The sequence below is a fragment of the Herbiconiux ginsengi genome (assembly GCF_900107435.1).
Lineage (GTDB): Bacteria > Actinomycetota > Actinomycetes > Actinomycetales > Microbacteriaceae > Herbiconiux > Herbiconiux ginsengi.
Genome location: NZ_FNPZ01000003.1, coordinates 490,078 through 516,657 on the forward strand (window position 1 = coordinate 490,078; position 26,580 = coordinate 516,657).

The 26,580-nt window shown below is 69.3% G+C and carries 24 protein-coding genes; 14 read left to right on the plus strand and 10 right to left on the minus strand.

The window, feature by feature from the left end:
* The first annotated feature begins 39 nt into the window (after nt 1-39).
* Both BLW00_RS15050 and BLW00_RS15055 read left to right on the plus strand, forming a co-directional pair.
* Nucleotides 40-861: an ABC transporter ATP-binding protein gene (locus tag BLW00_RS15050; protein WP_092555570.1), complete on the plus strand. Its 822-nt coding sequence runs from the start codon at nt 40-42 to the stop codon at nt 859-861.
* Nucleotides 858-1,670: an ABC transporter permease gene (locus BLW00_RS15055; RefSeq protein WP_092555572.1), complete on the plus strand. Its 813-nt coding sequence runs from the start codon at nt 858-860 to the stop codon at nt 1,668-1,670. The genes BLW00_RS15050 and BLW00_RS15055 overlap by 4 nt, the downstream gene beginning before the upstream one ends.
* A gap of 41 nt (nt 1,671-1,711) precedes the next feature.
* On the opposite strand, the gene BLW00_RS15060 is transcribed toward BLW00_RS15055, so the two are convergent.
* Nucleotides 1,712-1,915 (minus strand): hypothetical protein, encoded by a 204-nt coding sequence (locus BLW00_RS15060; protein WP_092555574.1) that lies wholly within the window; start codon nt 1,913-1,915, stop codon nt 1,712-1,714.
* A gap of 158 nt (nt 1,916-2,073) precedes the next feature.
* On the opposite strand from BLW00_RS15060, the gene BLW00_RS15065 reads away from it, so the two are divergent.
* Together BLW00_RS15065 and BLW00_RS15070 are read left to right on the plus strand one after the other, a co-directional pair.
* Complete coding sequence (locus tag BLW00_RS15065; protein WP_139256729.1) at nt 2,074-3,552, plus strand: hypothetical protein; 1,479 nt, start codon at nt 2,074-2,076, stop codon at nt 3,550-3,552.
* Nucleotides 3,549-4,982 carry a hypothetical protein gene (locus BLW00_RS15070; protein ID WP_139256730.1) on the plus strand — a complete coding sequence of 478 codons (1,434 nt, stop codon included), beginning with the start codon at nt 3,549-3,551 and terminating at the stop codon, nt 4,980-4,982. Before BLW00_RS15065 ends, BLW00_RS15070 begins: the two co-directional genes overlap by 4 nt.
* A gap of 27 nt (nt 4,983-5,009) precedes the next feature.
* Here the strand turns inward: BLW00_RS15070 and BLW00_RS15075 are convergent, their stop codons facing one another.
* The gene (locus tag BLW00_RS15075; RefSeq protein ID WP_175494300.1) at nt 5,010-6,332 is read right to left on the minus strand and encodes an MFS transporter; all 1,323 of its coding nucleotides are present in this window, start codon (nt 6,330-6,332) and stop codon (nt 5,010-5,012) included.
* Between the two features lie 26 nt (nt 6,333-6,358).
* Between BLW00_RS15075 and BLW00_RS15080 the strand changes: the two genes are divergently transcribed.
* A complete protein-coding gene (locus tag BLW00_RS15080) occupies nt 6,359-7,066 on the plus strand; it encodes a FadR/GntR family transcriptional regulator (RefSeq protein ID WP_092555582.1) in 708 nt (235 codons plus the stop codon).
* A gap of 20 nt (nt 7,067-7,086) precedes the next feature.
* Here the strand turns inward: BLW00_RS15080 and BLW00_RS15085 are convergent, their stop codons facing one another.
* A complete protein-coding gene (locus BLW00_RS15085; RefSeq protein ID WP_092555584.1) occupies nt 7,087-7,311 on the minus strand; it encodes a hypothetical protein in 225 nt (74 codons plus the stop codon).
* 159 nt (nt 7,312-7,470) lie between these two features.
* Here BLW00_RS15085 and BLW00_RS15090 point away from each other — a divergent pair, with 159 nt between their 5' ends.
* The 4 genes from BLW00_RS15090 to BLW00_RS15105 all read left to right on the plus strand — a co-directional run bounded on the left by BLW00_RS15090 (nt 7,471) and on the right by BLW00_RS15105 (nt 9,950).
* Nucleotides 7,471-8,118, plus strand: a complete 648-nt coding sequence (locus tag BLW00_RS15090; RefSeq protein ID WP_092556158.1) for a DNA-3-methyladenine glycosylase — start codon at nt 7,471-7,473, stop codon at nt 8,116-8,118.
* A 21-nt stretch (nt 8,119-8,139) separates the two neighbouring features.
* Entirely contained in the window at nt 8,140-8,550 is a 411-nt protein-coding gene (locus BLW00_RS15095; RefSeq protein ID WP_245741611.1) for a DUF488 domain-containing protein, read from the plus strand.
* 148 nt (nt 8,551-8,698) lie between these two features.
* The gene (locus tag BLW00_RS15100) at nt 8,699-9,223 is read left to right on the plus strand and encodes a beta-class carbonic anhydrase (protein WP_092555588.1); all 525 of its coding nucleotides are present in this window, start codon (nt 8,699-8,701) and stop codon (nt 9,221-9,223) included.
* Between the two features lie 28 nt (nt 9,224-9,251).
* Complete coding sequence (locus BLW00_RS15105; RefSeq protein ID WP_092555590.1) at nt 9,252-9,950, plus strand: alpha/beta hydrolase fold domain-containing protein; 699 nt, start codon at nt 9,252-9,254, stop codon at nt 9,948-9,950.
* 46 nt (nt 9,951-9,996) lie between these two features.
* On the opposite strand, the gene BLW00_RS15110 is transcribed toward BLW00_RS15105, so the two are convergent.
* From BLW00_RS15110 to BLW00_RS15125, 4 genes are all read right to left on the minus strand, one after another.
* Nucleotides 9,997-11,529: a fibronectin type III domain-containing protein gene (locus BLW00_RS15110; protein ID WP_175494301.1), complete on the minus strand. Its 1,533-nt coding sequence runs from the start codon at nt 11,527-11,529 to the stop codon at nt 9,997-9,999.
* Between the two features lie 118 nt (nt 11,530-11,647).
* Nucleotides 11,648-12,769, minus strand: a complete 1,122-nt coding sequence (locus BLW00_RS15115) for an NYN domain-containing protein (RefSeq protein WP_245741612.1) — start codon at nt 12,767-12,769, stop codon at nt 11,648-11,650.
* 32 nt (nt 12,770-12,801) lie between these two features.
* Nucleotides 12,802-14,424 carry an MFS transporter gene (locus BLW00_RS15120; RefSeq protein ID WP_092555594.1) on the minus strand — a complete coding sequence of 541 codons (1,623 nt, stop codon included), beginning with the start codon at nt 14,422-14,424 and terminating at the stop codon, nt 12,802-12,804.
* 61 nt (nt 14,425-14,485) lie between these two features.
* Nucleotides 14,486-16,303: a DEAD/DEAH box helicase gene (locus tag BLW00_RS15125; protein WP_092555596.1), complete on the minus strand. Its 1,818-nt coding sequence runs from the start codon at nt 16,301-16,303 to the stop codon at nt 14,486-14,488.
* Nucleotides 16,304-16,391: 88 nt separating this feature from the next.
* Here BLW00_RS15125 and BLW00_RS15130 point away from each other — a divergent pair, with 88 nt between their 5' ends.
* Together BLW00_RS15130 and BLW00_RS15135 are read left to right on the plus strand one after the other, a co-directional pair.
* A complete protein-coding gene (locus BLW00_RS15130; RefSeq protein ID WP_092555598.1) occupies nt 16,392-17,012 on the plus strand; it encodes an ArsR/SmtB family transcription factor in 621 nt (206 codons plus the stop codon).
* Between the two features lie 169 nt (nt 17,013-17,181).
* Nucleotides 17,182-18,558: an MFS transporter gene (locus BLW00_RS15135; RefSeq protein ID WP_245741613.1), complete on the plus strand. Its 1,377-nt coding sequence runs from the start codon at nt 17,182-17,184 to the stop codon at nt 18,556-18,558.
* Nucleotides 18,559-18,591: 33 nt separating this feature from the next.
* On the opposite strand, the gene BLW00_RS15140 is transcribed toward BLW00_RS15135, so the two are convergent.
* Nucleotides 18,592-19,542 carry an alpha/beta hydrolase gene (locus tag BLW00_RS15140; protein WP_092555602.1) on the minus strand — a complete coding sequence of 317 codons (951 nt, stop codon included), beginning with the start codon at nt 19,540-19,542 and terminating at the stop codon, nt 18,592-18,594.
* Nucleotides 19,543-19,662: 120 nt separating this feature from the next.
* On the opposite strand from BLW00_RS15140, the gene BLW00_RS15145 reads away from it, so the two are divergent.
* Nucleotides 19,663-20,409, plus strand: a complete 747-nt coding sequence (locus BLW00_RS15145; protein ID WP_175494302.1) for a Pr6Pr family membrane protein — start codon at nt 19,663-19,665, stop codon at nt 20,407-20,409.
* Here BLW00_RS15145 and BLW00_RS15150 read toward each other — a convergent pair.
* Both BLW00_RS15150 and BLW00_RS15155 read right to left on the minus strand, forming a co-directional pair.
* Nucleotides 20,406-21,350: a DUF1254 domain-containing protein gene (locus tag BLW00_RS15150; protein WP_092555604.1), complete on the minus strand. Its 945-nt coding sequence runs from the start codon at nt 21,348-21,350 to the stop codon at nt 20,406-20,408. The genes BLW00_RS15145 and BLW00_RS15150 overlap by 4 nt on opposite strands.
* 43 nt (nt 21,351-21,393) lie before the next feature.
* Nucleotides 21,394-22,860 carry a lipase family protein gene (locus BLW00_RS15155; RefSeq protein WP_175494303.1) on the minus strand — a complete coding sequence of 489 codons (1,467 nt, stop codon included), beginning with the start codon at nt 22,858-22,860 and terminating at the stop codon, nt 21,394-21,396.
* A gap of 7 nt (nt 22,861-22,867) precedes the next feature.
* Here BLW00_RS15155 and BLW00_RS15160 point away from each other — a divergent pair, with 7 nt between their 5' ends.
* Nucleotides 22,868-25,246 carry a glycoside hydrolase domain-containing protein gene (locus BLW00_RS15160; RefSeq protein WP_245741614.1) on the plus strand — a complete coding sequence of 793 codons (2,379 nt, stop codon included), beginning with the start codon at nt 22,868-22,870 and terminating at the stop codon, nt 25,244-25,246.
* On the plus strand, nt 25,243-26,538 hold the full coding sequence (locus BLW00_RS15165; protein WP_092555610.1) for a glycosyltransferase: 1,296 nt from the start codon (nt 25,243-25,245) through the stop codon (nt 26,536-26,538). The genes BLW00_RS15160 and BLW00_RS15165 overlap by 4 nt, the downstream gene beginning before the upstream one ends.
* Nucleotides 26,539-26,580: the final 42 nt, after the last annotated feature.

The window sequence follows — 26,580 nt, forward strand, 5'->3', positions numbered from 1 at the left end:
TCCCTGCCCACCCGCTCCATGCGACCAGGAGAAACAGACATGTCAGCACCACAACACCTCCCAGTGGGCAGGGAAGCCGGCTACCCGGATCCGGACCCAGGCCGCTCGCTGACGGAGCGTCCGCGACATCCGGTGCTCTCCTTCGAGCGCGCCGGCTTGACCTTCCCCACGGGGACGACAGCGCTGAAGGACATCGACTTCGACGTGCTGCCCGGGGAATTCGTGACAGTGGTCGGCCCCTCCGGCTGCGGCAAGAGCACCTTGCTGCGCGTGGCATCCGGCCTGCAGACGATCACCGACGGCGACGTCCGCGTCGCGACCGAGAAGATCGGCTACGTGTTCCAGGATGCCACGCTGCTGCCCTGGCGCTCCGTGCGCCGCAACGTCGAACTCCTCGCCGAGATCGCCGGGGTTCCGGCGGCGGAGAGAGCGCAGCGTGCGGCCGACGCCATCGATCTCGTCGGGCTCACCGGCTTCGAGCAGCACTATCCACGCGCGCTTTCCGGGGGGATGAGGATGCGCGTCTCCCTGGCCCGCTCACTCGTGCGCGACCCGCAGTTGTTCCTCTTCGACGAGCCCTTCGGTGCGCTCGACGAGATCACACGGGAGCGCCTCAACGACGAGCTGAGCAGCATCTTCAGTCTCCGTCGATTCACCGGCCTGTTCATCACGCACTCCGTTGCCGAGGCCGTGTACCTCGGTACCAGGGTCATCGTGATGTCGGGGCGGCCGGGAACGATCCGCGCCGACATCCGGATTCCCGAAAGCCATCCGCGCGACCCCGACTTCCGCTTCTCGAAGGAGTTCGCCGAGGTCACGAGCCAGGTCGCCCACCACCTCCGCGAAGGACATTCGGCATGAGCGCCTCCTCGAGTACCCGACAGACCCTGCTCCGCCGCCGTCGCGGCCGAGTCAACTGGGTCGCGCCCCTCCTGGTGCTCCTGATCGCGATCGCGATCGCCTATCTCGTCAGCTACCTGGTGCTGGAGCCGAGCCGGCAGTTCCTCCTTCCGCCACCGCACCAGGTGATTGCGGTGTTCTTCGATCCGGCCACTCTGAGCGACATCGCCGTCGGTCTCTCGCGCACTGCGCTCGTCGCCGCCCTGGGACTGGCCGCCGCGATCATCATCGGCATGGCCTGGGCCATCGCGATGAGTCAGGCGCGCTGGGTCGAGGATTCGCTGTTCCCCTATGCCGTCATCCTGCAGTGCATCCCTATCCTCGCGCTGGTGCCGCTGATCGGATTCTGGTTCGGCTACGACCTCCCCGCGCGGATCGTGGTGTGCGTGATGATCTCGCTGTTCCCCATCGTGTCGAACACGCTCTTCGGTCTGCGCTCGACCGATCCCGGGCAGCGGGACCTGTTCCTGCTCGAGAAATCGAGTCGTTGGGGGCGACTCTGGCGACTCGAACTGCCCGCGGCGATGCCGGCGGTCTTCGCCGGACTCCGCATCGCCGCAGGGCTCACCATCGTCGGTGCGATCGTCGGCGACTTCTTCTTCAGCCGCGGAACGCCTGGTCTGGGCTCATTGATCAGTACCTATCAGTCACGCCTGCAATCTCCTCAGCTGTTCGCAGCGATCATTGCCGCGTCACTCTTCGGGGTACTGGTCTTCTTCGCCTTCGGCTGGTTGGGCCGCCGGGTGGTGGGCCACTGGTACGACTTCTAAGAACGTGACGAGGTGTTCGTCGGCTCGGACTGTGAGTCGGTTCACGTGCCGTTCTCCTCGCGGAGGCGCGTGAGGATGAGGGCGGTCAGGGCGGCGATCTCGTCGACGTACTCCTCACCGTCCTGCGAGATCGGACCATGGACGACGACGTCCGGGCGTGCGGCGTCGAGGTCGCGCAGCGCGAAGCTGAGCTCGGCGACCGCCGCTATCAGGTGGGGAATCGGGTTGGGCCGGGTGCTTTTCATGAGGCTTCCTTTCGACCTTCGAGCGCCGCTGTCCCTATCCACACCAGTCACTCCCAGGGCGTTGTCAAACGCGATTTCCTGGTACGCGGAATCACGGGAGAGTCCTCTGCCCCCTGGGAACTGCCGGGACCTCCTGGGACGTCAGCACCGGTTCGAACGTGCTCCGCAGAGCCGCTAACGTACGTTGTATGGGGAGGCTGACGGACGACCAGATCGCAGACGCGCTGCGGGATCTGCTGCTGTCGGGTGGCGCCCGGGCAGGTCGCAAACGTACGCCGACAGCGGTCGATCTCGACCAGGTGCTTGTCGACCACGTTGCCGACCGGCTCGACCACGTCGCGCCGGATCGCGACCGGGAGCTCGATCGCTCGGCGGCGTGGGCGCTCCTGATCGGGGCGGTAACGAACGGCGCCCCCGAATCCGCACATGACGCAAAGCTGCTCATTGCCGCGTCCCACATGCTGGAGGTCGGCACGGATCCGAGGGACGCCACGAAGCCGGCGCCCTATGACGACACGCGTGCCCTGATGAAGTCGATCAGCGTCAACAGCGTGACACTCAAGAAGCAAGGCGGGGTGAGCTCCGACTCGGTCACGTACGGCACGAGCATCGCGTTCCGCCGTTACTATGCCGCGGTCGTGTCGAAGCTCGGAGAGAACGCACAGACCCTCCGCCCGGACAAGCACATCGAGAGCGACAACTTCGGTGATGCGGTGGGACGGGCATTCCGACGGCTCTCGCGAAACGATGTCGCGCTCGTGAACCTGATGGAGGCGCACACCTCCGCCTCGCCGCTCGAGGATGCGCCATCGAGTTCGCGGAGGCGGAAGTCCCTCCTGTGGGCCGGCGTGGCTGTGGCCGCGGTCGCGGTTGTGACAGCGGGGATCCTTCTCGCCAACGGGATCACGGGCGCCGCTCGAGGAGCAGCCGAAGCGTCAGCCTCGCTGGCAACGGTGGAGTCGGTGGCGAGCGAACCGCCGAAGTGGACGATGAACACCGCGTTCTGGGTTCCCGCCACGGCACCGCTCGAGGAGCTCGAAGAGACCACAGACGGTTGCTTCGACCCACGAGCGAGGGCGTGGCTGCAGAAGTACGGCGTCTACCGTGATGTATTCCTGTTCACGGTGAGGAATGTCAGCGGCGGGACGGTCGGCCTTTCCGAAGTCGCCTCGCGTGGAACCGTCTCGCCAGCGCAGCCCGGTTTGATCGTGAAGTGCAGTGGCGGTGGCGAGGGCGGCGACATTGACTGGTCGGTTCTCGTGCTCGAACTCGGTGAAGACGCTGTCGCGACATTGAGGGACTCTACGCGTGTCAGCGACTATTTCTGGCGCGACATGACGGATGGCGAGACCGTTGGTGTGATGATCCACCCGACCGGCGAGGAGGACTTCACCGGGACCCTGACGGTCGACGTACTCCCTACTGAGGGAGAGGCGTCCCGGCTGACCATCCCGGCCGTCGAGGGGGCGAACGTTCGGGAGATCGAGTGGCATGCCATGCCGAGTGACAAGAGCGTCGTGTTCACCCTCCCTAGCTCCGACGATGCCTCCCGTTGCAAGGTCAACGGCTCTGAGCTCCCGACGTGCACCACAGCGAGCTTGCGTGCGGCGCTAGACGACCTGTGGGGCAAGGAATGAGGCGGCGTTCGCTGATGGTGGTCGCGTGCATTGCGGCGCTCGCGGTCGCCTCGGTCGTGATCGTGGTGCTCCAGCCCGCGTCCAGCTCCCTTACGGTGACCAACGAGGGGCGGCCAGCCCAGTTCGACAGCAAGGCTACGAACGTCGCGTACTGGGTGCCGCTCTCGGCTCCGCTCGAAGAACTCGATGCGACGGGTAGCGACGCGACGAACTGCGGCGAGGAGCTTTCGGTGTGGCTGACGGAGTACGGCACGCTGTTGCCATCCCCGCAGGCGCTGCTCCTGCGATCGAAGTCCACCGAGCCCCTTCCTGTCTCGTTCAGTGCAGACGGCGCGTTCTCCGAGCCGCGCGACGGGCTGCTCGTCCAGTGCGGTGCGCCGCAGCTGCAAACCGGCGAGGCCGAACCCGGAGAGCTTGACTGGACGCCGCTTTTGCTCCGGCTGGAAGAGGATGCGGAGGGTGCCCTGCGTGCGCTCACCCCGACTGCCGATGGACCAGAAGCGGCAGACATCACGGCAAACGCAGCAAGCCCGGTCGGGCTCATCGGACTCATCCAGGGTGACCTCGCTTTCGAAGGGACGATTCGTGCGCACGCCGACGGCGCGCCGGTGCCGGTGCCGTTCGAGGGTGCGCGCTCGGATGACATGACGATCTCATGGCCCGGTATGCCAAGCCGTGGGACGCTGCGCGTCGCCGTGGGCCTGACCAACAGCGGCAAGGCCGCCTTCTTCTGCCAGGTCGCAAGCTCCACGAGTCGTGGTGGCGAGTGTCTCGCCCAGGAGGACGATGAAACGCGCACGATTCGTGGCCAAGCGGAGAATCTCCGCGCCGACTATCTCACCGTCCGCGACTCCGTCGCAGAAGCGTTCCGCCAGCCGCGGCCCACTCCCGACACCGGCTCGCGCACCGAGTTCGTGCGCGTCGACCCCTGGAACGATGCGGCCCTCGAAGCTCGCGGCGTCGAGGAACAGTTCGTGGGTTGGTGCAACCAGAGTGCATTTCGCGCTGACCGAGTCACCTGCGAAACAGGCGCTGATTGCTTCCTCAATCACGACGCCAGCAAGGCCGCGTGTGGCGATCCGGCAACCGATACGTGGACTATCTACGGCTTCACGGCGCCGGTGCAGCCTGCCTTCGATGACGGAACCGAGCCGACCGTCTACCCGGTCGCGCTGCGCCTGGTTAGCGGTGCCTGGTGCACGTTCAGCTCATCCGGCCCAGAAGTCGAAGTCGTGGGCTGGGGCGGGTCGGCCGGTAGCTGCGTCGAAGACGATGGGACTGCTTACGCCTTCTGGAGCACGTACCCGAGCGGTCCACTGGGACAGCCATACCTGTTCAAGCCAGGGATGAATGACTACCTTAGGATCGCCGCCCGGGATGGCACACCCGAGAACCCCGACTACGAAGACGTCGCCGAGATCTACTACTGACAGCAAGGAATCGGTTGCTGGCGCATTTCACAGGACGAGCCGCCCGTCGTCACCATCGACGGAGTCGTCTACCGCGTGAACACGCTCCGCCTCGTCCTCGAGCACGCGCGGGCGGGAGGCGAGGATGCCGGCCACGAGCAGAATCGCCAGGCTCAGGTAGAGGAAGACGAACGACCCGCCCCAGCCGCCCTGCGCATCGTGCAGCAGGCCGATCAGCAGCGGGCCGACGCACGCGATGGCGTAGCCGATGCCCTGCATGCGACTGGAGAGCAGCGATGATCCGGCCGTGCTGCGCGTGCGGGCGTTCACCAGCGTGAGACACATCGGGAAGGTGCTCACCCCGAGCCCGAGCGCGGCCACCCAGATGACGGCGCCCGCGAGTGGGGCGACGAGCAGGCCCGTGTAGCCCACGGCCAGCAGCGTCACACAGACCACGACGATCGCCACCGGGTTGCGCAGGTGCAGGGTCAGCGGCGGCACGAGGAACGCCGCACCCAGTCCGAACACCGAGAAGAACGCCAGCAGGGTTCCACCGAGCGCCGGCTCCGCCCCGGCCTCGACCAGGATCGTGGGCAGCCAGGTGATGATGACGTAGGTGTTGAGCGCCGTCATCGCGAACAGGAGCACCATCGACCACAGCAGGGGGGTTCGCCAAGCGCCGGGCACACCGCCGAGCGGGGCCGGGGGAGCGGATGCGGGTGAGGACCCGCCGGCGACGGAACCGGAGCCGACTCCCGGCATCCGCACCCGCCCCGACACCGCGACCACGACCCACAGCACCGTCGCCGTCGCCGTGAGGATCGCCCACATCCCGATCGCGAACCGCCATCCGGCCGAGAGCGCGATCGGCACCGCGATGAGCGGAGCCACGAACTGCCCGAACTGCAGCAGCGCGAGGTAGAGCGAGCTCACCGTCTTCAGTCGCGAGGCGAAGTAGCGCTTCACGATCGGCACGATGAGCACGTTCGACGTGCCCACCCCGGCGAACGCCACGATCGTCGACGCCACCAGCACGGCCGGATCGGGACTGAGCGCCCGCAACGCGATGCCGAGCGTCGTCACGAGGGTCGCCGCCGCCAGCGTGGGCTCGAGACCGAACCGGCGCGACGCCGCGGAGGCCACGAAGCCGAAGATGGCGAACGACGCGGTCACGATCGTGCCGAAGGCGCCGTAGAGCGCCGTTCCGAAGCCGAGGTCACCGCCGATCTGCTCGAGCAGCGGACTGAAACCCGTCACCGCCGTGCGCAGGTTGACGGCGGTGAGGATGAGCGCGGTGAGCACCAACAGCGTCGTGCGTCGCGGGGTGAACAGTGACGCCGGAGCGGCGGCCGGAGCGGGAGTCGTGGTCATGGCGATCCAAAAGATAGGATGATGGGATGAATCCCGAGAATAGCGTCTCGCCGCCCGCCGCGCCATTCACCCGCTCCGGCGTGACCGACTACCTCACCGACCTGTTCCACGAGGAGATCCGCTCGGGCCGCTGGGCCGTCGGCGCGAGGATCCCGGTGGAGAGCGAGCTCGTGAGCTGGACCGGAGCGGGCCGCAACTCGGTGCGCGAAGCCGTGCAATCCCTCGTGCAGGCCGGCCTCGTGCGCCGCGAACAGGGCCGCGGCACCTTCGTCATCGCACGCTCCCAGCTCACACAGACCCTGCAGCGCCGGGTGTCGTCATCCGGTCGCCGCGACGGCCTCGAACTGCGCTTCGCGATCGACGTCGCCACGGCCGAACTCGCCGCCCGACGACGCACCGATGACGACGTGCGTGACCTCCACGCACTCCTCGACGCCCGTGCCCGGTCATGGCGACAGCCCGACATCGAACAGCGGATGGCCGCCGACACCGCCCTGCATCGCGCCGTCGCGGCCGCCACCCACAACGAGCTCTTCGTCGAGCTCTACGACGGGCTGCTCGACCTCTTCCGCTCCGTGCTGCGCGCCGATGTCGAGGGCGACGTCGATCAGCACGCCCGCCAGCACGAGCGGCTGGTGCAGGCGATCGCCGACCAGGATGCGCCGGCGGCCCGCGCCGAGATCGGCGACCTCCTCACCCCGCTCATCGAAGACGGGATCCCGCACCAGCGCTGATCGTCGCGGCGCGACCTCGGTCAGTCCACCGGCTGCGGTGTCCTGCGGTCGAGGAGGCGCCGGAGCTCCGTGTACCGCGTCTGGAAGGCGGCGTTCTCCGCGAACCCCTCGGAGGCGTGCAGTTCCTCGATGGCCGCAGACAGCCGATCGAGTTCACTGGTCGTGAGCCGGTCGAGGCGTATCTCGTCGATGGGCGTGCTGATCGCCAGCGCGGCGATGTCGTCGGTCCAGTATCCGTTCGTCATTGTGCACCCCTCGGAGGTAGGTTGCTCCGTGCCGGCGAGGTCCAGGCGAACGCGAAAGTCTGTTTCGTCAAGGGTAGGGCCAACGGCGCCACAAGTCGAGGAACGCCAGGTCGGAGAGGGAGACACCGGGGTCGTGGGTCGGGCAGGATGCTTCCTATGATGCCCAGCGGCTTCCGGCACACGGATCGGAGCTTCTTCGAGCGCGACGTGCTCGAGGTCGCGCCCGACCTGCTCGGGTGCCTGCTGAGGAGATCCGGCGCCGACGGCACGGTCGCGATCCGCATCACGGAGGTCGAGGCCTACGCCGGCGAGCGCGATCCGGGGGCGCATTCCTACCGCGGGAAGACGGCCCGCAACGCGACGATCTTCGGACCGGCCGGGCACATCTACTGCTACTTCAGCTACGGACTGCACTACGCGATCAACCTGGTCACGACCGGAGTCGGCAAGCCCTACGGATGCCTCGTCCGCGCCGGGCGGGTCGTCGAGGGGGAGGAGCTCGCGCGCATCCGGCGGCAGTCGCGACGACGGTCGCCGGTGAGTGAGCGCGACCTCGCCCGAGGGCCGGGTCGCGTGGCCCAGGCGTTCGCCGTGACCCTGGCCGACGACGGCGACGACCTCTTCGGCGGGGAGTGGGAGTTCCGGATCCCCGACGCGCCTCGTATCACACCGGCCATCGGTCCGCGGGTCGGGGTGAGCGGTGTGGCGGGTGACGGGGCGGAGTTCCCCTGGCGCTTCTGGGTGCCGGGCGATCCTACGGTGAGCGCGTATCGGCCCGCGAAGAGCCGGCGTCCGGTGCCCGGATGAGCCGCGACAGGAAGAAGGACGATGATGGATTCAGGGAGAAGACACGACGCGGCCGCCGCTGACCCCGATGCCGGCATCCACGTTCGCCGCATCTACGACGCCCCCGCCGCCGACGACGGTGCGCGCGTGCTCGTCGATCGGCTCTGGCCGCGCGGGGTCAGCAAGGAGCGCGCGCACCTCGATCACTGGAGCAAGGAGGTCGCGCCGTCGACCGAGCTCCGGCAGTGGTACGCGCACCTCCCCGAGCGGTTCGAGGAGTTCCGCAGCCGCTACCTCACCGAACTCCAGGAGCCCGAGCGGGCCGCCGAGCTGCAGCACCTCCGTGACCTCGCCGGGGCGGGGCCGCTCACTCTGCTCACGGCGACGAAGGAGGTCGGTCTCAGCGAGGCCGCGGTCATCGCCGGGTCGCTCCGGGGGCCGCGCGGCGGCTGATCGGGCGGCGAAGACGGCGGGGTTCCGCCAAGCGCTTGTCGGGAAACCGACGCATCATGGGGCTTCGACCGTCTTATCGTCGAAGCGGGGCTTCGCACGACGCCCCTTCCTCATCGGAACACGACCGGTGGAGTCAGGAGAAGGCGGCATGAGCCTCATCGACGACGCGCTGAGCGCCAACGCCACGATCGCCACCGACAACGATCCCGATCGCGAGAGGCCTCCGGCGCCGAAGATCGCGATCGTCACCTGCGCCGACCCGCGCCTGAGCGGCATCCTCGGGGTGCTCGGGCTGAACGAGGCCGACGTCGACATGATCCGCAATGTCGGCACCGTGATCGACGAGGACTCTATCCGGTCCCTCGTCATCTCCACCCGGGTGCTCGGCACCACCGAGATCATGATCATCAACCACGACGGCTGCGGGATGACGGTGTTCACCGACGACGAGCTGCAAGACCGTCTCCGGCACGAGACCGGGGCCTGGCCGATCGCCCCGGCTCGGTTCTACAGCTTCACCGACACCGAGCAGAACACCCGCGAGCAGATGCAGAAGGCGCGGTCGCACCCGTGGATCTCGGCCGACGTGCCGGTGCGCGGTTTCGTCTACGACCTCGCCTCGCGCCGACTGACCGAGGTGTTCCCGGTCGACGCGACTGTCGCGGCGCCGTAGTCGTCCGGCCGGGAACCAGGACCTCGCGATGCCGAGCCAGGCGATGCTCGACGCGCTGGCACTGCTGCGTGACCGGCAGCGTGCAGCCGCCGACGCGCCACCGCCGACTCTGGCAGATCTGCGCGCCGGCTTCACTCCTGCCGGGGTCGTGCATCCGATTCCCGACGACGTGCGGGTGAGAGAGGCGTCGGCCGGCGTCGTGGCCGCGTGGCGGTGGCTGCGGACCGACCGGCGGGCGGACCCGCGTTCGATGGCGGTGGCCGGCGACTCGGCCGGCGGCGGACTCGCCGTCGCGCTGATGGTGGCCATTCGCGACGCCGGCGACACCGAACCGGCGGCGGGCGTGCTGATGTCGCCGACCGTCGATCTGACCGGTTCGGGCCGGTCGATGACCGAGCGCGTGGATCAGGATCCGATCTCCACCCCCGTGCTGCTCGCCCGGTTGGCTGCTGACTACCTGGCCGGCGCCGACGCTCGGACGCCGCTGGCCTCGCCGCTGTTCGCGCCGCTCGACGGCCTTCCGCCCCTGCTCGTGCAGGTGGGAACGGCCGATCTGCTGCTCAGCGACTCCGAGCGCCTCGCCGAGGCGGCGACCGCGGCCGGGGTCGAGGTGCGGCTCGAGGTGGGCGAGGGTCTCCCGCACGTCTACCCGTTGATGCTCGGCACGCCGGAGGCTGCCGAGGCGACCGACCGCGCCGGATCGTTCCTGCGCGACCGCATGCCCTGACACGCTCGCCCAGGCTCTGCTCGCACTCTGCAGCGACGCTACGACGCTACGACGACCGACGGATGCCGCGACGCACCAGCAGCAGGGCGGCTCCCGCTCCGGCGAGCAGCAGCACGCCCCAGAGGGCGCCGGAAACCCCACCGTCGCCCGTGTTCGCCAACGCCGGCCCCGCGGTCGGAGTCGGCGTCGACGGGGACTCCGCCGCCGTCGGCACGATCTGCCCGGCAGCCCGCACGCGCTGACCGACGCCGTAGTCGTTGGCCGCTGCGACGGAGACCCAATAGGCCTGGCCCGCGACGAGCCCGTCGACCTTCTTGTGCGTGGCATCCGCGTCGGCCTTCATCACCACCGGAGCGCCGCCGTCGACCGGGGCGACCCGGATCAGGTAGTGCGTGATCGCCGAACCACCGGCGTCCTGCGGCGCCTGCCAATGCGCGGTGATCGATTCGGTGCCGGCATCGGCGTGCACCTCCGCGGGCCCGGTCGGCGTGCCGGCCGTCGCGCTGATGATCACCTCTCCCGTGGTGTTGTCGAAGCCGATCGTGTGCTTGAGGTAGAAGCCGTTGCCCGCGTTGAAGGTCTCGTTCTTGTCGCCGCTGAACAAGCCGTAGCGGTAGGGATTGACACCCGGCTCCTCGATCTCCGCATACGGCTCGGCGGTGGAGGAGCTCGCCCACGACACGGAGGCGCCCGTCTTCACCCAGCCCAGAAGGACCGCCCCCGATCCCGGCTCCGGTGTGGAGTGCACCGGATCGACGATCGGCGTGAACTGGTCGCCGCGGATCATCCCGGTGCTCTGCCCGGTGTCGAACACGGTGTCGTTGCACGCCTTCGCGTGGTCGCCCTGGTAGTCGATCGTCCAGCAGACCTCGGGTTCATCGAACACCGGCTGGCCCGTCGGATAGAAGAGGTCATCGTCTTGCGTGCGTTGCAGCACCGTGTCGGTCTCGCCCGCATCCGTGGGCTTGCCGACCCGGATCACGGGGTTCTCGGCGGTGAAGTCCACCGTGAAGCCCACGCTCTGCTGCTCGTCGAGCTGGGCGAGGGGCGAGAAGAGGTCGTTCTTCGGATCGCCCTGGTTGTGCGCATCCGCGAGCCGCTGCCCGATTCCGATCACACCGCCGATGTCGTCCTGATAGCCGAGGCAGTGCGGGGTGCAGGAGGTGGCGTCGAGGAACGCCACGTCGCCCGGAGTCGAGACGACCCCGCCCACCTCCACGCGGGCGCGGGCGATCGTGCCCGACGCCGACGTGCCGTCGTAGTCGATGCCCTGGGCGATGCCGGTGTCGAACACCGGTTCGGCGGGATTCACGATCGCGCCCGGGAACACCACCATGAAGTTGGTTCCCGTGTCGATCATCATCGGGATGGGGTCGCTGCCGTTGATCGACACCTCCACCCGGGGCAGATAGCTCCCGGTCTCGGAGGTCAGCAGCGTCACCGGGATCTCCGGTTGCGCCGGTGGTGCCGCGTGCGCTGATGTCGCGATCCCGCCCAGCAGAGTCGCCGCGGCGAGTGCCGCCGCCGCTCCGATCCCGGCGAGTCGACCCGCCCCCCGCTTCTGCCGACGTCGTGGCATGCCCATCCCCTTTCGCACCGGCCATCCCCCCGGATGCGGCGGATTCCAGCATAGAGGTGGCCAGGGCGTGTCGGAGAAATCTGCGGCGGCTGCGCGGCGCAGATCTCTCAGGCACGCCCTACCGACGCCCGGCAGCCCCCGGACGGAGGCGGATGAGGCGCTGCGGGCCCTCTTCTTCGAGCTCGGCCACGTCGGACCGCGAGGAGAGGAAATCGGTGAAGGAACGATAGCCGAGCGGCTTCTCGTTGAACGACGGGTCCATACGGCGCATCTGGTTCTTCACCGTGCCCGTGTTGAGCCACTCGTCGGCATCGCCCTTCGCATGACCGATCTGCAGGGCGCGCACGAGCAGCTCGGTCGCCACGGTCTGCGGATCGATGTCCTCGGCCGGTTCGGGCTCGTCGTACGCCGCGTCTTCGCTGTGCGAGAACGTGGGGATCGTGGTGACGCGGCGCGACTTCGTGGGGGCCTTCTTGGGCTGCTCGTCCGCAGCGTCCGTGGAGTCGGCAGCGGCCGCCGCGGTCGTGTCGACCGGTCCGGTGGTCGAGGCGCGGCGACCCGATCCCCTCCGGCCCGTCGCCGTCGTGGCGGTGCCGGTGGCCGTGGTCGGAGGCGGCGAGGCCACCACCTTCTCGATGCCGGGAAGCGAGTCGTAGTCCTCGAACTCGTCGCACGCGGCGGCGAGCGAGGTGCTGGTCGAACCTGCGACCCCGATGCCCACCACGAATCGGCCGAGGCGCTTCGACTTCTGCGCGAGCGCGATGTAGTCGGAATCGCCCGCGACGATGATGACGTGCGTGAGATCGGGCAGCCGGAACAGGTCTTCGACCACGTCGACGGCGAGCCGGATGTCGGCGCCGTTCTTCGTGCCACGGGTGGTGGTGGTGAACAACTGCGTGAGGTCGACCGCGCGCGACATCAGCTGGCGCTGGTAGGCCGCGTTCACCGGCACCGACCAGTCGGCGTAGGCGCGGTTGACCACCAGGGTGCCGAACGATGCGGCGAAGTCGATGATGGCGTTGAAGTCGACCGTGGCGGCGGCCAGGCGGGCGGCGATCTCGGGGTCGGCATCCGGCGCCGACTTGTCGAAGTCGCGGATCCCGTCGCGCTGGAACGCGTTGCGCCCGTGCAGCTGCTGGTACCGCGAGATGACGATGTTGTCGAAGTCGATGTAGAGGCCGACGCGGGATTCGTTCGGTTCGGTGATGGCGTGCTCCTTAGCGGCTGGCGGAAGACCCAAGCGCGATCCGGTGCCTTCAGTCTAGGGTCGATTCACCGTCGCCGGCTCGGTGAGGCGGGTGCGCGCTCGCGCACCGGAACCTCGGCCGGGATGCCGCGGGAGAACAGCAGAGCCAGCACCGAGACCGCGGTGAGGCCGAAGAACGCCACCCGCAGCGACGAGAGCTGCGAGTCGCTGTAGATGGCCGAGAGTGTCTCGGCTTCGTCGGTGCTGAGCCCGGCCTCTTGCCCGATCTCGGTCACGCTCGCCGCCGGCACGATCGTGACACCACCCTCGGTGGCCTGGCTGATCAGGGTTCGCGCATCCTCCGGCAGGTCGCTCGCCGCCACTCCACCGGCGAAGGATGTCGCGAGCGCGCCGATCAGGATCGATCCGATCAAGGCGGTGCCGAGCGAAGATCCGAGGTTCTGGAACACGCCCTGCAGGCCGCCGACCTCGCTCGACTCCTTCTCCGACACCGCCGACATGTTCACGTTGCCGAGTTGGGAGGCGAGGAGGCCGAGCCCCGCACCGGCCAGGAACATCCCACTGGCGAACAGCACGCTCCGGAGGTCCGCGGTGGCCGAACCGAGCAGCAGCAACGCGCTGAACACGAGGATCAGCTGCCCCACGCGCACGATCCGCCGCGCCGACCAGATCTTCGACAGCCGGGTTCCGATGATGGAGAGGAGCACCAGCGAGACCGAGAGCGGGAAGATCTTGACACCGGTCTCGAGGGCGTTCAGCCCGAGCGTCATCTGCAGATAGACCGGGACGATGAAGAACAGTCCCGCGGTCACCGTGTACTGCAGGCCGAGCACGCTGAGCCCGCTGCGGAGCGGCCGGATGGAGAACATCTGCATGTGCACGAGGGGCGGGCGCCCTCGCCTCACCAGCGTGAGCTGCCGCGCCACGAAGGCCCAGATCAGCAGGCCGCCGACCAGCATGAACCAGGCGGTGAGCGAGACGCCGAGCGGCGCGATCTCGACGCCGCCGATCTCGGGGGAGGCGAGGGGGCGGATCCAGCCCCAGGTCTTGCTCTGCAGCATCCCGAACACCACGAAGACGAGGCCGGCGGCCGAGAGCAGCACGCTCGGCAGGTCGATGTGCGCGGACTGCCGCGGCGTCGCATCCGAGACCCGTCGCGCGAAGATCACGACCACGGCCATGATCACCACCTCGGCCACGAAGACGTAGCGCCAGCTGAAGTAGGTGGTGACGAAACCGCCGATCAGCGGTCCGATCGCGACGGCGCCTCCGGAGACCGCGCCGATGATCGCGTAGGCGGTGATGCGCTCCCGGTCTTTGTAGTTGTCGGCGACGAGGGCGGCGATGGCCGGGATGACGAGCACGGCCCCGAGGCCTTCGATGATCGACCAGCCGAGGAAGAGCACGGCGATGTTCGGACTGAGTGCCGTCGTCAGCGACCCGAGCGCGTAGACGCAGGAGCCGATGACGAACGCGCGCCGCCGGCCCCAGATGTCGCCGAGTTTGGCGCCCAGCAGCATCACGGCGGCCATCGTCAGCGTGTAGAACGTGATCGCCGCCTGCAGGGCGGAGACCGTCGTGTCGAGGTCGGCCACCACGGTGGAGATCGACACGTTCATCACGGTGCCGTCGAGCACCATCACGAACTGCGCCGCGCCCAGCACGACGATGACCGACCATTTCCTCATGCCTGAGTGTGACCTGCAGGCGCCCTCGCACGCATCGCCCTCCTGGGGTGATGCGCGCCGCTCAGTCGCGGCGGTAGCGGGGGCGGTCCTCGCGCTTGGCGGAGTTGCCGCCGCGGTCGGGGCGCAGCTCGATCAGCACACCGCTGATGCGGGTGTTCTCGAGACGGCGGAGCGTGTCGTCGGAGAGGTTCGCGGGCAGCTCGACGAGTGAGAAGTCGGGCCGGATCTGGATCGCGCCGAAGTCGCCGCGGTTGAGACCCCCCTCGTTCGCGAGCGCACCGACGATCTGGCGCGGCTCGACCTTCTGGCGCTTGCCCACCGCGATGCGGTAGGTGGTCTTCGGGCCGCCGTCGCCGCGCGGGGCGCGGTCGGGGCGGTCGCCCCGGGCGCCGCGGTCGTAGGAGCCCGTGGCGCCGGAGCGGTCGTCGCGACGCCCTCGTTCGGGGCGGTCTCCGCGCATCCGCTCGCCCCGGTCGTCCTTGTCGAAGCGGTCGAAGCGCTGCGCACGCTCGGCCTCGGCGTCGAGCAGGAGCGGGGTGTCGCCCTGGGCGACCACCGCGAGTGCCGCTGCGACATCTGCCTCGGGCACATCGTGGTGCTCCACGTAGTGGCCCACGATGTCGCGGAACCGCTGGATCTGCTCCGGATCGGCCAGCGCCGCCGTGATCGAGTCGTCGAAGCGGGCCAGGCGGGTGGAGTTCACGTCGTCGACGCTCGGCAGCTGCATCTGGGTGAGCGGCTGGCGGGTGGCCTTCTCGATGCTGGTGAGCATCCGGCGCTCGCGCGGAGTGACGAAGCTGATGGCGTCGCCCGTGCGGCCCGCGCGACCGGTGCGGCCGATGCGGTGCACGTACGACTCGGTGTCGATCGGCAGGTCGAAGTTCACCACGTGGCTGATGCGTTCCACGTCGAGACCGCGGGCCGCGACATCCGTTGCCACCAGGATGTCGAGCTTGCCCGACTTGAGCTGGTTCACCGTGCGCTCGCGCTGCGCCTGCACCACGTCGCCGTTGATGGCGGCGGCCGCGTAGCCACGGGCGCGGAGCTTCTCGGCGAGGGTCTCGGTCTCGTTCTTGGTGCGGGTGAACACGATCATGCCCTCGAAGTTCTCGACCTCGAGGATGCGGGTGAGCGCGTCGACCTTCTGCGGGTAGGACACCACGAGGTAGCGCTGCGTGGTGTTCGCCGAGGTGGTGGTCTTGTTCTTGACCGTGATCTCTTCGGGATCGTGCAGGTACTTCTGCGAGATGCGGCGGATCTGGGCGGGCATCGTGGCCGAGAACAGGGCCACCTGCTTGGTGTCGGGAGTGTCGGCGAGGATGGTCTCGACATCCTCGGCGAAGCCCATCTTGAGCATCTCGTCGGCCTCGTCGAGCACGAGGTACTTGAGCTCGGTGAGGTCGAGGGTGCCCTTCTCGAGGTGGTCCATGATGCGGCCGGGGGTGCCGACGACGATGTGCACGCCGCGGCGGAGGGCGGAGAGCTGCACGCCGTAGCCCTGGCCGCCGTAAACCGGGAGCACGTGCACGCCGCGGAGGTGCGCCGCGTACTTCTCGAAGGCCTCGCACACCTGGAGCGCGAGTTCGCGCGTGGGCGCGAGCACGAGGGCCTGCGGCGTCTTCTGCGAGAGGTCGAGCCGGGAGAGGATCGGCAGCGCGAACGCGGCCGTCTTGCCGGTGCCGGTCTGGGCGAGGCCGACGACGTCGCGGCCGGCGAGCAGGGGAGGGATCGTGGCGGCCTGGATGGCCGAAGGCGTCTCGTAGCCGACGTCTTTCAGTGCCTTGAGCACCGCGTCGTCGAGGCCGAGGTCGGAGAAGGTTTGCGAGTCGGGGGCAGTGTCTGCCTCGGCCGACGCGGTGGTGGTGCTGGTGGAGGCCATGCGACAACGGTAGTCCCTGTGGCTGGGCGGTTCTCCTCTTCTCTGCATAACTATTGTGCATAGAAAGTGTGCATGCGACACTGGGGGCATGGGTTCTGACGACGACTACACCGGCATGCGACTGGACGCACATGCGGTTCGGGTGCTGGCGCATCCGCTTCGCTCGCGCATCCTGGGCCGCCTGCGGGTCGAGGGTCCGGCGACGGCGACGTCGCTCGCCGCGATGCTGCAGACCAACACCGGCGCCACGAGCTATCACCTGCGCGCTCTCGAATCGGTGGGCCTCGTCGCCGACACGGGCGAGGGAGTGGGCAAGCGCCGGCTGTGGCGGGCCTCGACCGACTACCACTCGTGGACCAACTCCGACTTCGCCGGCGACGAGGATGCCCGCACAGCACTGGACTGGCTGCAGCGCGACTACATCCGCCAGTTCGCCGTGCGGGCCGAGCGGTGGCTCGACGCGGCCGAGGCGTGGCCGCAGGAGTGGGTCGACGTGCTCGGCCTCAACGATTCGTTCGTGGAGGTCACGCCGACCCAGGCGGCAGCTCTGCGCGACGAGCTCGACGCGGTGCTGGCGCGATACCGCGCGGCCGGAGCGGGGGATGCCGCGGCGCGGCGCATCCACGTGTCGCTCCAGTCGAGCCCCCTCGACCTCCGTCCGCCGATCGAGAATGCCGCGAGGGCGCCGGAGAATGCAGGGAATTCGTGACACCGACCCCATATACGGCGTCGGTCGTGCTGATTCTGTGCACAATGTCGGCGCCGTCGCCGTCGCCGCGTGTGTGCCGAGGCCTGACGATGCGCCCCTACCCCGTTGGGTCGCACGTTCTGGCGCTGAATCGGGACGGCGTTCTGCACACGATCGCGGACGAGCGGGCGTGAGCCGGGTGGGGCGCGACGACCTCACCGTGCGGGCGGCCGAGCGGCGGCTCGTGCTGCTCACCGCGACCCGGTGGCTGCCGGTGGGGCTCGTGTTCGGGCTGACGGTGCTGCTGCCGCTCGAGCGGGGGATCTCGCTGGTGCAGGTCGGTGGACTGCTCGCCATCCAGGGCGTGGTCGTGCTCGCGCTCGAACTGCCGACCGGTGGGCTGGCGGATGCGCTGGGCCGGCGACCGCTGCTGGTCGCCTCGGGCGTGCTGGCGGTCGGGTCGACGGTGCTCTTCGCGTTCTCGACGGAGTTCTGGATGTTCGCGGTCGCCATGATCGCGCAGGGCGTGTTCCGCGCGCTGGACTCCGGGCCGCTCGAGGCCTGGTACGTGGACACGGCGCACGCGGCCGATCCCGCGGCGCCGATCGAGCGTGGGCTGAGCCGCGCGGCCACGATGCTCGGCGTGGCGATCGCGGTCGGGGCGCTCGCCGGCGGCGGCCTGGTGGCGTGGCATCCGGTGGGCGGTGTCTCGGCGCTCGTGGTTCCGTTCGCGGTGGCGATCGCCTTGTACGCCCTGCACACGGTGCTGCTCGCCCTGCTCGTGCGCGAGCCGCCCCGAGCGGGTGCAGCGGGTGGAGCGGGTGCGGCGGGTGCGGGCGGAGTCGGCGGGGCGCTTTCGGGTGTGCACAGCGAGGGCGCCGAAGCCGTAGGGAGGGCGAGAAAGTGGGGCGCCGGGCCCGCACTCGCGGCATATAGGGAGGCACCGAGGGTGGTGCTCGCCGGGCTGGGGCTGCTTCGGCGCTCGCCGGTGCTGCGCGCGATCGTGCTCGTGGAGGTGTTCTGGAGCGTCGCGATGATCGCGTTCGAGACGCTCACGCCGGTACGCCTGGCCGGCCTGCTCGGCGGAGAGGATGCCGCGGGCGCGCTCTTCGGCCCCGCCTCCGCCGCCGCGTGGGCGCTCTTCGCCGCGGGGTCGCTGCTCGCGGGGGTCACGAGCCGTCGGGTGGGCGTGGCGTGGACGGCGATCGGGGCGCGCATCCTGAACGGCCTCTTCGTCGTGGTGATGGGGTTGACGGCGGGAGTCGTCGGCCTCGTGGCGGCCTACTGGCTCGCCTACCTCACCCACGGCGCGGCCGGTCCGATGCACAGCACGCTGCTGCACCGGCAGGCCACGAGTGCGAACCGCGCCGTGGTGCTCTCGATGAACTCGATGGTGGCCGGGGGTGCCTACAGCCTCGGCCTGCTGCTCTTCACACCGCTCGCCGAGGGCTTCGGCACGGGCGTCGCGTTCGTGGCGGCCGGCGCCTTCAGCGTCGTCGGTGCCTTGCTCTACCTCCCGGCGCTCCGCCAGGAGAACGGGGGTCGCCCGACGGCACCGGTCTCGTGAACCGAGCCGCCGCGCGACATCCGTGCCGAACGATCAGACACGGCCGAACGCCTTGCGCAGCACGTGCACGGCCTGCTCCACGGCAGCCGTCGCCGCGGCGCTCGAGCGCACCGGGTTGAGCATCATGAAGTCGTGGACGGTGGCGTTGTACCGCACGCTCGTGGTGCGCACGCCCGCCGCCGTGAGCTTGCGGCCGTAGGCCTCGCCCTCGTCACGCAGCACGTCGTTCTCGTCGACCGCCAGGAAGGTCTCCGGCAGCCCGGCGAGGTCCTCGAGCGAGGCGCGCAACGGGGAGGCCGTGATCTCGCCGCGACGGTCGACGTCGGGGAGGTAGCTGTCCCAGAACCAGGCCATGGCCTTGGCCGTCAGGTGCGGGCCGTCGGCGAACTCGCGGTAGCTCGCGGTGTCCTGCGCCGCATCCGTGACCGGGTAATAGAGGGACTGGTGGATGAAGGTCACGTCGCCGCGCTGCTTGGCGAGGAGGGCCACGGCGGCGGTCATGTTGCCGCCGACCGAATCGCCCGCGATCGCGAGGCGGGTGGAGTCGAGACCCTTCGAGGCGCCGTCGGCGACGATCCAGCGGGCCGTCGCGTAGGCCTGCTCGATCGCGACGGGGTAGCGCGCCTCGGGGGAGCGGTCGTATTCCACGAATACCATCGCGGCCTCGGCGCCCACCGCGAGCTCGCGCACGAGGCGGTCGTGCGTCACGGCGTCGCCGAGCACCCATCCACCGCCGTGGATGTAGAGCACCGTCGGGAGCGGGTCGTCGACTCCCCGCGGCTTCACGATGCGCACGCGCACCTCGCCCACCTCGGCGGGCACGGTGATCCATTCCTCGTCGACGTCGGGCTTGTCGATGGGAGCGGATTGCACCTCGTCGAGCACGGCGCGGGCGCCGGCGGGGCCGAGGTCGTAGACGAACGGGGGTTTGGCGACCGCGTCGGCGAAGGCTTGGGCTTCGCGTTCGAGGATGGGCTCGGTCATGGGATTCGTCCTTTCGTGGAGGAGGAGGGAACACGAGCTAAGACCGCGATGCCGCCACGCCTGTGACCACCGCTAGCATGGTGCGGGCGGAGGGGCCGCTCTCGGGGGGAGCACGAACACATGAACGAGTCGATTTCGGCGCAGCCGACGATCGTGACCGGCGGAGGCACGGGCCGCATCCTGGCCGCCCGCATCTGGTTCGGCGGCATCGCCGTGGTGGTGGGTGCAGCGCTCATCATCCAGATCGTGCTCATCTTCACCGGCGGGCAGGATGTCAACGCCTTCCAGAGCACGGTGGGCCAGAGCCTCGGCACCCGCTTCTTCCACCTGTTCAGCTACTTCACGATCCAGAGCAACCTCTTCGTGCTCGGCACCTCGATCGTGCTCGCCCTGAACGTCTGGAAGAACGGGCCCGTCTGGCGGGTGCTGCGCTTCGACGCGATGCTCGGCATCATCATCACGGGGCTCGTCTACGAGGGCATCCTCGCCGCGCTCGTGCATCCCACCGGCTGGGCCCTCGCGGCCACCATCGGCTTCCACTACATCTCGCCGTGGGCCACCCTCATCGGCTGGTTCGTGTTCGGTCCGCGCCCCCGGATGCCCTGGACGACCACCGCGCTCGGCTTCATCTGGCCGGTGGCCTGGCTGGTGTTCACCTTCGTGGTGGGCGCGATCATGAACTGGTATCCCTACCCGTTCCTCGACGTGTCGCTCATCGGCTTCGCCGACTCCGTGCGCAACTGCCTCGTCATCCTGCTGATCGGCGTGATCATCGCGGTCATCCTGACACTGCTCGACCGCCGTCTGCCGGCGCTCGTGCACGATGGCCCGCCGCGCACGCCTCGCGTGCGCCGCGCCCGTGGCTAGCGCGGCACGGCCTGCGGGAAGGTCCAGCTCCCGTCGATGATCTCGGCGTGCGGCCGGTACAGACGCACGGTGTAGTTCCAGCCCTCGACGATCGGGATGGTGTTCGGCGCATCTCCCGACCCGAACCGGACGGTGATCGATCCGTCATCGTTCGTGACTCCGGTGATGCTGTTGATCGAGTTCACGCCCTTCTCGTTGGGTTCGAGGTAGCCGTCGGCGTTGTAGACCGTGACCGACCAGAACGCGTCGACCGGCACGTCCCGTGCGGTGAGCTCGAAGTCGGCGACGGGAAGGCCCGGGTCGACGTTGACGTAGAAGGCCTCGCTGGCGGGCAGGCCGCCCCACCCGGTGGCCGTGCCGATCAGGTGCTTCACCGGATCGACGTCGGCCGCACGACCGAAGGTTCCGGAGAAGTCCTTGATTCCGCGACCGAGGTCGAGGAGGCTCTGCCGGACGGCGTCGAGCGAAGCGGTGTCGTAGGCGGGGGCGGTGAAGCTCGCGTCGGAGTCGACCGCGAGACCGAGCGAGTCCTGCACGCGGGCGACCGCGGCCACGTCGGCGGGGTCGTCGGGATCGACCAGGGTGCGGACCGCGACGAGCACCCAGGGGGTGTCGTACTTGTCGACCGTCAACTCGTGGTCGCCGGGCTCGTGCAGCACGTCGTTGATGTAGTGATCCTGATTCACGATCATCACGGAGAGGTAGCGGCTGCCGGCATCCGGGATGGTGATCGTCGCCCCGTTCGAGATGTCGACGATCGCCGAGCTGTAGAGGGTATCGCGGTTCAGGCGCACGACCGTCTGCTCGTCGAGGGGAGCAGGCTCACGGACGTGCCGCCATCGGTTCGATCCGCCGGCTGCGGCGGCGAGTCCGGCGAACATGCGGTCGGTCTCCGCGCGCACGAAGTTCTCGACGGTGACGATGATTGGCTCTGCTGTCATGCCTTCAGCATGCCCGAAGCGCGAGCCTTTCGCGACCGACGGTTCAGCCGGCGGGGGCGGGAGCCGCCGTCGGCAGCGGGGAGGGGGTCGGGACGGGGCTCGGCGCCGTCTGAGCGCTGCCGGCCGGAGCGCAGGTGGTCGGCGCGGGCTCGCCCGCGAAGCGGTCGGCGATCCACGAGGTGTACTCGCCCTTCGCATCCGTGGGGATGGTCTGGTGGGTCGCACCGTTGTAGATCGTGTACTCGACCGGTTGCCCGAATCCGCAGGCCCTCTCGAAGTACTGCGTGGTGCCGTTCGGATTCACGACCGTGTCGGCCGTGCCCTGCATCACGAGCACCGGAGCGGTCGGCGCCGCGTATCCCGGCGTGTTCTCGTCGAGGCGCTTCTGCCAGTCGGCCGGCGTGGTCGGCTGGATCAGCGTCTGGAACGGCGTCGTGAGGTTCGAGCTGAACACGTAGGCGAGGTGGTTGACGCACTGGACCCCGGCGGCGGCGAGGGCTTCCTCGCCCTCCTTCGTCACCACGTCGGAGGCCTTCAGCTCCGGATAGGCGGCGAGGAACCCGCGGTAGACGTTGAGCTGCAGGGCAGCGGCGTGCGCGACCGAGACGGAGTTCTCCGGTCCGGGTGCCACCTGTCCGGCGAACTGCGGTCCGTTGTCGGCGGCGGGGGCGAGTGCCGCCGTGCCGAGCAGGTTGAGCGGATGCCCGTACTCGGTGTTCTGCGCCATCCAGACCGATGCGCCACCACCCTGCGACCAGCCCAGCACGACCACGTCGTCGCCGGCCTTCGTGGCGTCGATCTGCTGCGCGGCCTTCACCGAGTCCCAGACGTTGTTGGCCTCGGAGTCGAGCACGGTGTACTGCTGCACGCCCGGGGTGCCGAGCCCCTGGTAGTCGGTCGCGACCACGACGTAGCCCGCGGCCAGCATCTCGGTGAGCGCCGGCACGCCGACATCCTGCTGGAAGGGGCTCTCGTAGGTGAAGTAGTCCACCAGGTCGACCGCGGGTTTCGGCGCGAGCGACGGGGCGCAGTTGCGGCCCCCGCCCTCAGTGCCGTGCGCCCAGGCTACGACCTTGCGGCCGCCCTCGGGGGCGTCGCCCTCGGGCGCCACCACGAAGCCCGACGCGGCGACGGGCGTGCCGTCGTGCAGTTCGGAGAGGTAGAGGATGCGCCAGGCACGCGCACCGTCGGGCGCCGGCACCTCCTCGGAGTCGATGATGTCGCCGTGCTTGCCGTGCGGCAGCGGCGACGGCGGCGTGTAGAAGTCGGGGATGCCGAACTGCCCGTCGGTGGTGGGATCGACCGTGCCGACCCCGGTGCCGCCGGCATAGGCGCCTCCGGTGACGTCGGACGGAGCCCCGGTGCTCGCGGCATCGGCTGCCGTCTGCGCCCCCGCATCCGTGCTGCAGCCGGCGACCGTGATCCCGACGAGAACGAACAGCGAAGCCGTGGCGACGATGCTCTTGGACAGGCGCGAGCGCGCGGAAAGATCGACCCCGAAGAACCCCATGCTCCGGATGTTAACAGCTTTCGAGGATCGTGCGGCAGATGAAATGCTCGCGGCATCCGTTCGCGAACCGGTCACCGATCGTTCACCCGGCGTCCGCATCCGGAACTTACGCTCCGACGATGACCACCGGATGCGGGCGCCGCGCATGATCGACCACGTCGATCCCTTCATCGGAACCGAGCCCACGGCGCTGCCCGCGCCGACAGGTCTCGCGGCGACCTGGTGGTGGCCGAAACCGCAGATCGGCAACACGCATCCGGGGGCCACGCATCCGCTCGGCATGGTGTCGGCCTGCGCCTACTCGGGCGCCTACCCGACGGGCTACGGCCGCTACGACCTCAGCCTCGAGGGCGTGCCGCCGACGATCTACGACGCGCAGCTGGCGTCAGGGTTCACGCACTTCCAGCAGTCGGGAACCGGCGCGATCCGCAAGTACTACAACTACTTCCGGGTGACGCCGATGGTGGAGCCGCTGGATGTGCTGGGCCGCACCTGGGCGCTCACCGAGGAGGAGGCGTCGCCCGGCTATTACACGGCCACCCTCGACTCGGGCATCTCCGCCGAGATCACGGTGGGGCCGAAGAGCGCCGTGCACCGCTACACCTTCCCGCGGCACCAGAACGCCCGCATCGTGATCGACTTCTCGCTCGGCGGCCTGGCGATCCCTTACGGGTCGACCATCCCGCTGCGGGCGCACCTCGAGACCATCGAGCCCGGTGTCGCGAGCGGTGTGGTGGTGGCCGAGGGTGCGCCGATCGCCGTGCACGTGGAGTGCGACGCCCCGCACTGGCGGCAGATGCTCTGGTACGACCGGCGGCTGATGCCGGGCGGCACGCGGCTCGACTTCGACCACATCCGGCCCACCACCCTGCGGCCGTTCGGCCTGATGTGGGCGGGCCCCAGCGAGCCCGGTCAGACGATCGAGTTGCGGATCGGGTTCTCGCTGCGGGGCGTCGAGCAGGCCGAGCGCAACCTGCGCGCCGACTGCGGGCCGGGGCCGGCGCGCTTCGATTCGCGGCGCGAGCGCACGCAGAAGACCTGGCGCAAGCACCTCAAGACCATCACCGTCGACACCCCGTCGCCCGAACGCAAGACCGTGTTCTCCACGGCGCTCTACCACTCGCTCATCAAGCCCTCGCTCGCGCCCTCCGAGAGCCCGTTCTGGCCGAGCGAGGGCCCCTTCGCCTTCGACATCGCGACGATGTGGGACATCTACCGCACCCAGCTGCCCCTGCTCACCGCGATCCAGCCCGAGAAGGCCGTCGAGCTCGCGAATGCGCTGCTCACCATCTGCGAGGAGGAGGGCAACTTCCCGATCGGCTACCGGATGGCGCGCGGCAGCGACCGCTTCTCGCGCCAGGGCAGCGCCCTCGCGCACACCTTCCTCGCCGACCTCTGCCAGCTCGGGGTGTCCGGCATCGACTGGGACTGGGCGCTCGTGCACATGAGCGACGACCTGCGCCGCACCTACGGCGAGGAGTACCTGCTGCGGGGGGAGGCGCATCCGATCACGCACACCCTCGACATCGCGTTCGGCTACTGGTGCACCGCCCAGGTGGCGCGGCACGTGGGCGACCGGGCGCTCGCCACGCAGTTCGAGGCGCTCGCCGCGCGCTGGGTGAACGCCTACGACCCGTCGACCGGATTGCTCAAGGATTCCACCTACTACGAGGGCAGTCGCCACAACTACTCGTTCCGCCTGCAGCACGACATGGCGGGGCGGATCGAGGTGAGCGGCGGGCGCGAACGGTTCGTCGCGCACCTGGATGCATTCTTCGGCTTCGGTGCGCCTCCCGTGCGCCAACTCGGCATCGCGCCCGGGGTCGCCGAACTGGTCGCGGGCTACGAGCTCGGCCGCTTCGAGGGCCTCAACAACGAGCCCGACATGGATGCGCCCTGGGCCTATCACTACGCCGGCCGCCCCGACCGCACGGCCGAGGTGGTGCACAACGCGGTGCACCAGCAGTTCGGCACCGGGCGGGGCGGACTGCCGGGCAACGACGACTCGGGCGGACTCAGCTCGTGGTTCGTCTGGGCGTCGCTCGGGCTGTTCCCCGTCGCGGGCCAGAACCTCGTGCTGGTGAACGCGCCGTCGTTCCGGGCCGCGGAGATCGCGGTGGGCGGGGGGACGTTCTCGGTGCGCACCTCCGGGTTCCGCGAACCCGTCGCCGGCGGGCCGGTGCAGTACGTGCAGGCGGCGGCCCTCAACGGGCATCCGCTCGACCGAAGCTGGCTGACCGGCGCCGAGTTCCACGGCGGCGGAGAGTTGCTGCTCGAACTCGGCCCGGAGCCGAGCGACTGGGGTACGCGACTCGTGCCGCCCTCCTCGTCCACCGCATCATCATTCACGACAGCCACGACCCTCACGACAGGAGAGACCCCATGAACGCGATCCGCAACCGCCTCGTCATCGTCGTTCGCGCCGATCCGGTGATCTGCGGCCACTCCGTGGAGGGCCGCAACCTCGCCGAGACGGCACTCACCCGCGGTTTCGACGAGGTGCGCATCGTCACCTGGCCGATCGAGCGCCTCGAAGCCGCCGGTCTGCCCCTCAAACCGCTCGATTCGGTGCTGCCCTACAGTCCAGGCATCATCGTCGAGCGCCCGGCGCCGGTCGGCGACTACAAGGTGCCGGACGGACGCTACCTCGCGGGCATCACCGGCCGCCTGGTGGAGCTCTTCACCGACGGTGTGCCCACAGTGGCCCTGTCGCTCTACCTCTCACCCCACACCATCGCCGTGGCCGACGCCGTGCGCGCGGCCTGGGGCACGGGCCTGCCGGTGAACGTCACCACCATCGCCGAGGCGGTGGGATCGGACGTCACCAACGTCGTGCGCACCGCCGTGGAGGAGGGGCGACTGGGCGCGGCCGCGCACATCCTCTCGTCGTACCTGTCGCAAGACCACTGCGTCGCGGTCTCGGAGTACACCCGCGACCTCATCATCTCGGAGGCGGCCCGCGTCGACGAGCAGCACGGCACCCGCTTCGCCGAGCAGTGCCGGGAACGCATCGCGGTGTCCTACCCGGCCATCGACGCGGCAGCCTACCTCGACCTCGATCCGGGCACCACGGATGCGCTGCTCCAGGCCCGGGGATTGTCGCGTGACGGCTACCTCCTCTTCCTTTCCCGGCTGACGGATGCGAAGGGGGTCGACGACTTGATCGCCGGCTTCGAACGCAGCGCGCTCTCCCGCTCGTCGGACATGCCCCTGGTGATCGCGGGCCGGGGCCCGCAAGCCGACGCGCTCCGCGACCTGGCCGCGCGCTCGCCGCTGGCGTCGCGCATCCGTTTTCTCGACGACGTCGGAGACGCCGAGAAGCCGCACCTGATGGCGGGCTGCGCCGCCTTCGTGCTGCCGTCGAAGCCGCGCCCGGAGTTCGTGGAGACCTTCGGCATCGCCCTGGCGGAGAAGATGCTCGCGGGTGGCGGCCCGGTCATCACGACGCTCACGGGCGGCATCGGGGAGGCCATCGGCGACCACGCCCTGGTGGTGCCGGTGAACGACCCCGACGCGATCGCGGCGGCGATCGACGAGGCGGTGCTCCACACGACCCCCGCCGCTCGCGCCGCGGCGGCCGACGCCGCTCGCGCGTACGCCCTCCAGTTCGACCGTCACGCGGTCTTCGACAAGCTCTTCGCCTCGGTCGCGCTCGCAGAACCGGTGCCCCAGTCCTGAGGCCGTCGTCTCTCGTCGTTTCGGGAGGAGGAGAGCAGAACC

Coding starts and splice junctions, on each gene's coding strand:
- BLW00_RS15050 (WP_092555570.1), top strand. CDS start 40: ATGTCAGCACCACAACACCTCCCAGTGGGCAGGGAAGCCGGCTACCCG.
- BLW00_RS15055 (WP_092555572.1), top strand. CDS start 858: ATGAGCGCCTCCTCGAGTACCCGACAGACCCTGCTCCGCCGCCGTCGC.
- BLW00_RS15060 (WP_092555574.1), bottom strand. CDS start 1,915: ATGAAAAGCACCCGGCCCAACCCGATTCCCCACCTGATAGCGGCGGTC.
- BLW00_RS15070 (WP_139256730.1), top strand. CDS start 3,549: ATGAGGCGGCGTTCGCTGATGGTGGTCGCGTGCATTGCGGCGCTCGCG.
- BLW00_RS15075 (WP_175494300.1), bottom strand. CDS start 6,332: ATGACCACGACTCCCGCTCCGGCCGCCGCTCCGGCGTCACTGTTCACC.
- BLW00_RS15080 (WP_092555582.1), top strand. CDS start 6,359: ATGAATCCCGAGAATAGCGTCTCGCCGCCCGCCGCGCCATTCACCCGC.
- BLW00_RS15085 (WP_092555584.1), bottom strand. CDS start 7,311: ATGACGAACGGATACTGGACCGACGACATCGCCGCGCTGGCGATCAGC.
- BLW00_RS15090 (WP_092556158.1), top strand. CDS start 7,471: ATGCCCAGCGGCTTCCGGCACACGGATCGGAGCTTCTTCGAGCGCGAC.
- BLW00_RS15095 (WP_245741611.1), top strand. CDS start 8,140: ATGATGGATTCAGGGAGAAGACACGACGCGGCCGCCGCTGACCCCGAT.
- BLW00_RS15100 (WP_092555588.1), top strand. CDS start 8,699: ATGAGCCTCATCGACGACGCGCTGAGCGCCAACGCCACGATCGCCACC.
- BLW00_RS15105 (WP_092555590.1), top strand. CDS start 9,252: ATGCCGAGCCAGGCGATGCTCGACGCGCTGGCACTGCTGCGTGACCGG.
- BLW00_RS15110 (WP_175494301.1), bottom strand. CDS start 11,529: ATGCCACGACGTCGGCAGAAGCGGGGGGCGGGTCGACTCGCCGGGATC.
- BLW00_RS15120 (WP_092555594.1), bottom strand. CDS start 14,424: ATGAGGAAATGGTCGGTCATCGTCGTGCTGGGCGCGGCGCAGTTCGTG.
- BLW00_RS15125 (WP_092555596.1), bottom strand. CDS start 16,303: ATGGCCTCCACCAGCACCACCACCGCGTCGGCCGAGGCAGACACTGCC.
- BLW00_RS15130 (WP_092555598.1), top strand. CDS start 16,392: ATGGGTTCTGACGACGACTACACCGGCATGCGACTGGACGCACATGCG.
- BLW00_RS15140 (WP_092555602.1), bottom strand. CDS start 19,542: ATGACCGAGCCCATCCTCGAACGCGAAGCCCAAGCCTTCGCCGACGCG.
- BLW00_RS15145 (WP_175494302.1), top strand. CDS start 19,663: ATGAACGAGTCGATTTCGGCGCAGCCGACGATCGTGACCGGCGGAGGC.
- BLW00_RS15150 (WP_092555604.1), bottom strand. CDS start 21,350: ATGACAGCAGAGCCAATCATCGTCACCGTCGAGAACTTCGTGCGCGCG.
- BLW00_RS15155 (WP_175494303.1), bottom strand. CDS start 22,860: ATGGGGTTCTTCGGGGTCGATCTTTCCGCGCGCTCGCGCCTGTCCAAG.
- BLW00_RS15160 (WP_245741614.1), top strand. CDS start 22,868: ATGTTAACAGCTTTCGAGGATCGTGCGGCAGATGAAATGCTCGCGGCA.
- BLW00_RS15165 (WP_092555610.1), top strand. CDS start 25,243: ATGAACGCGATCCGCAACCGCCTCGTCATCGTCGTTCGCGCCGATCCG.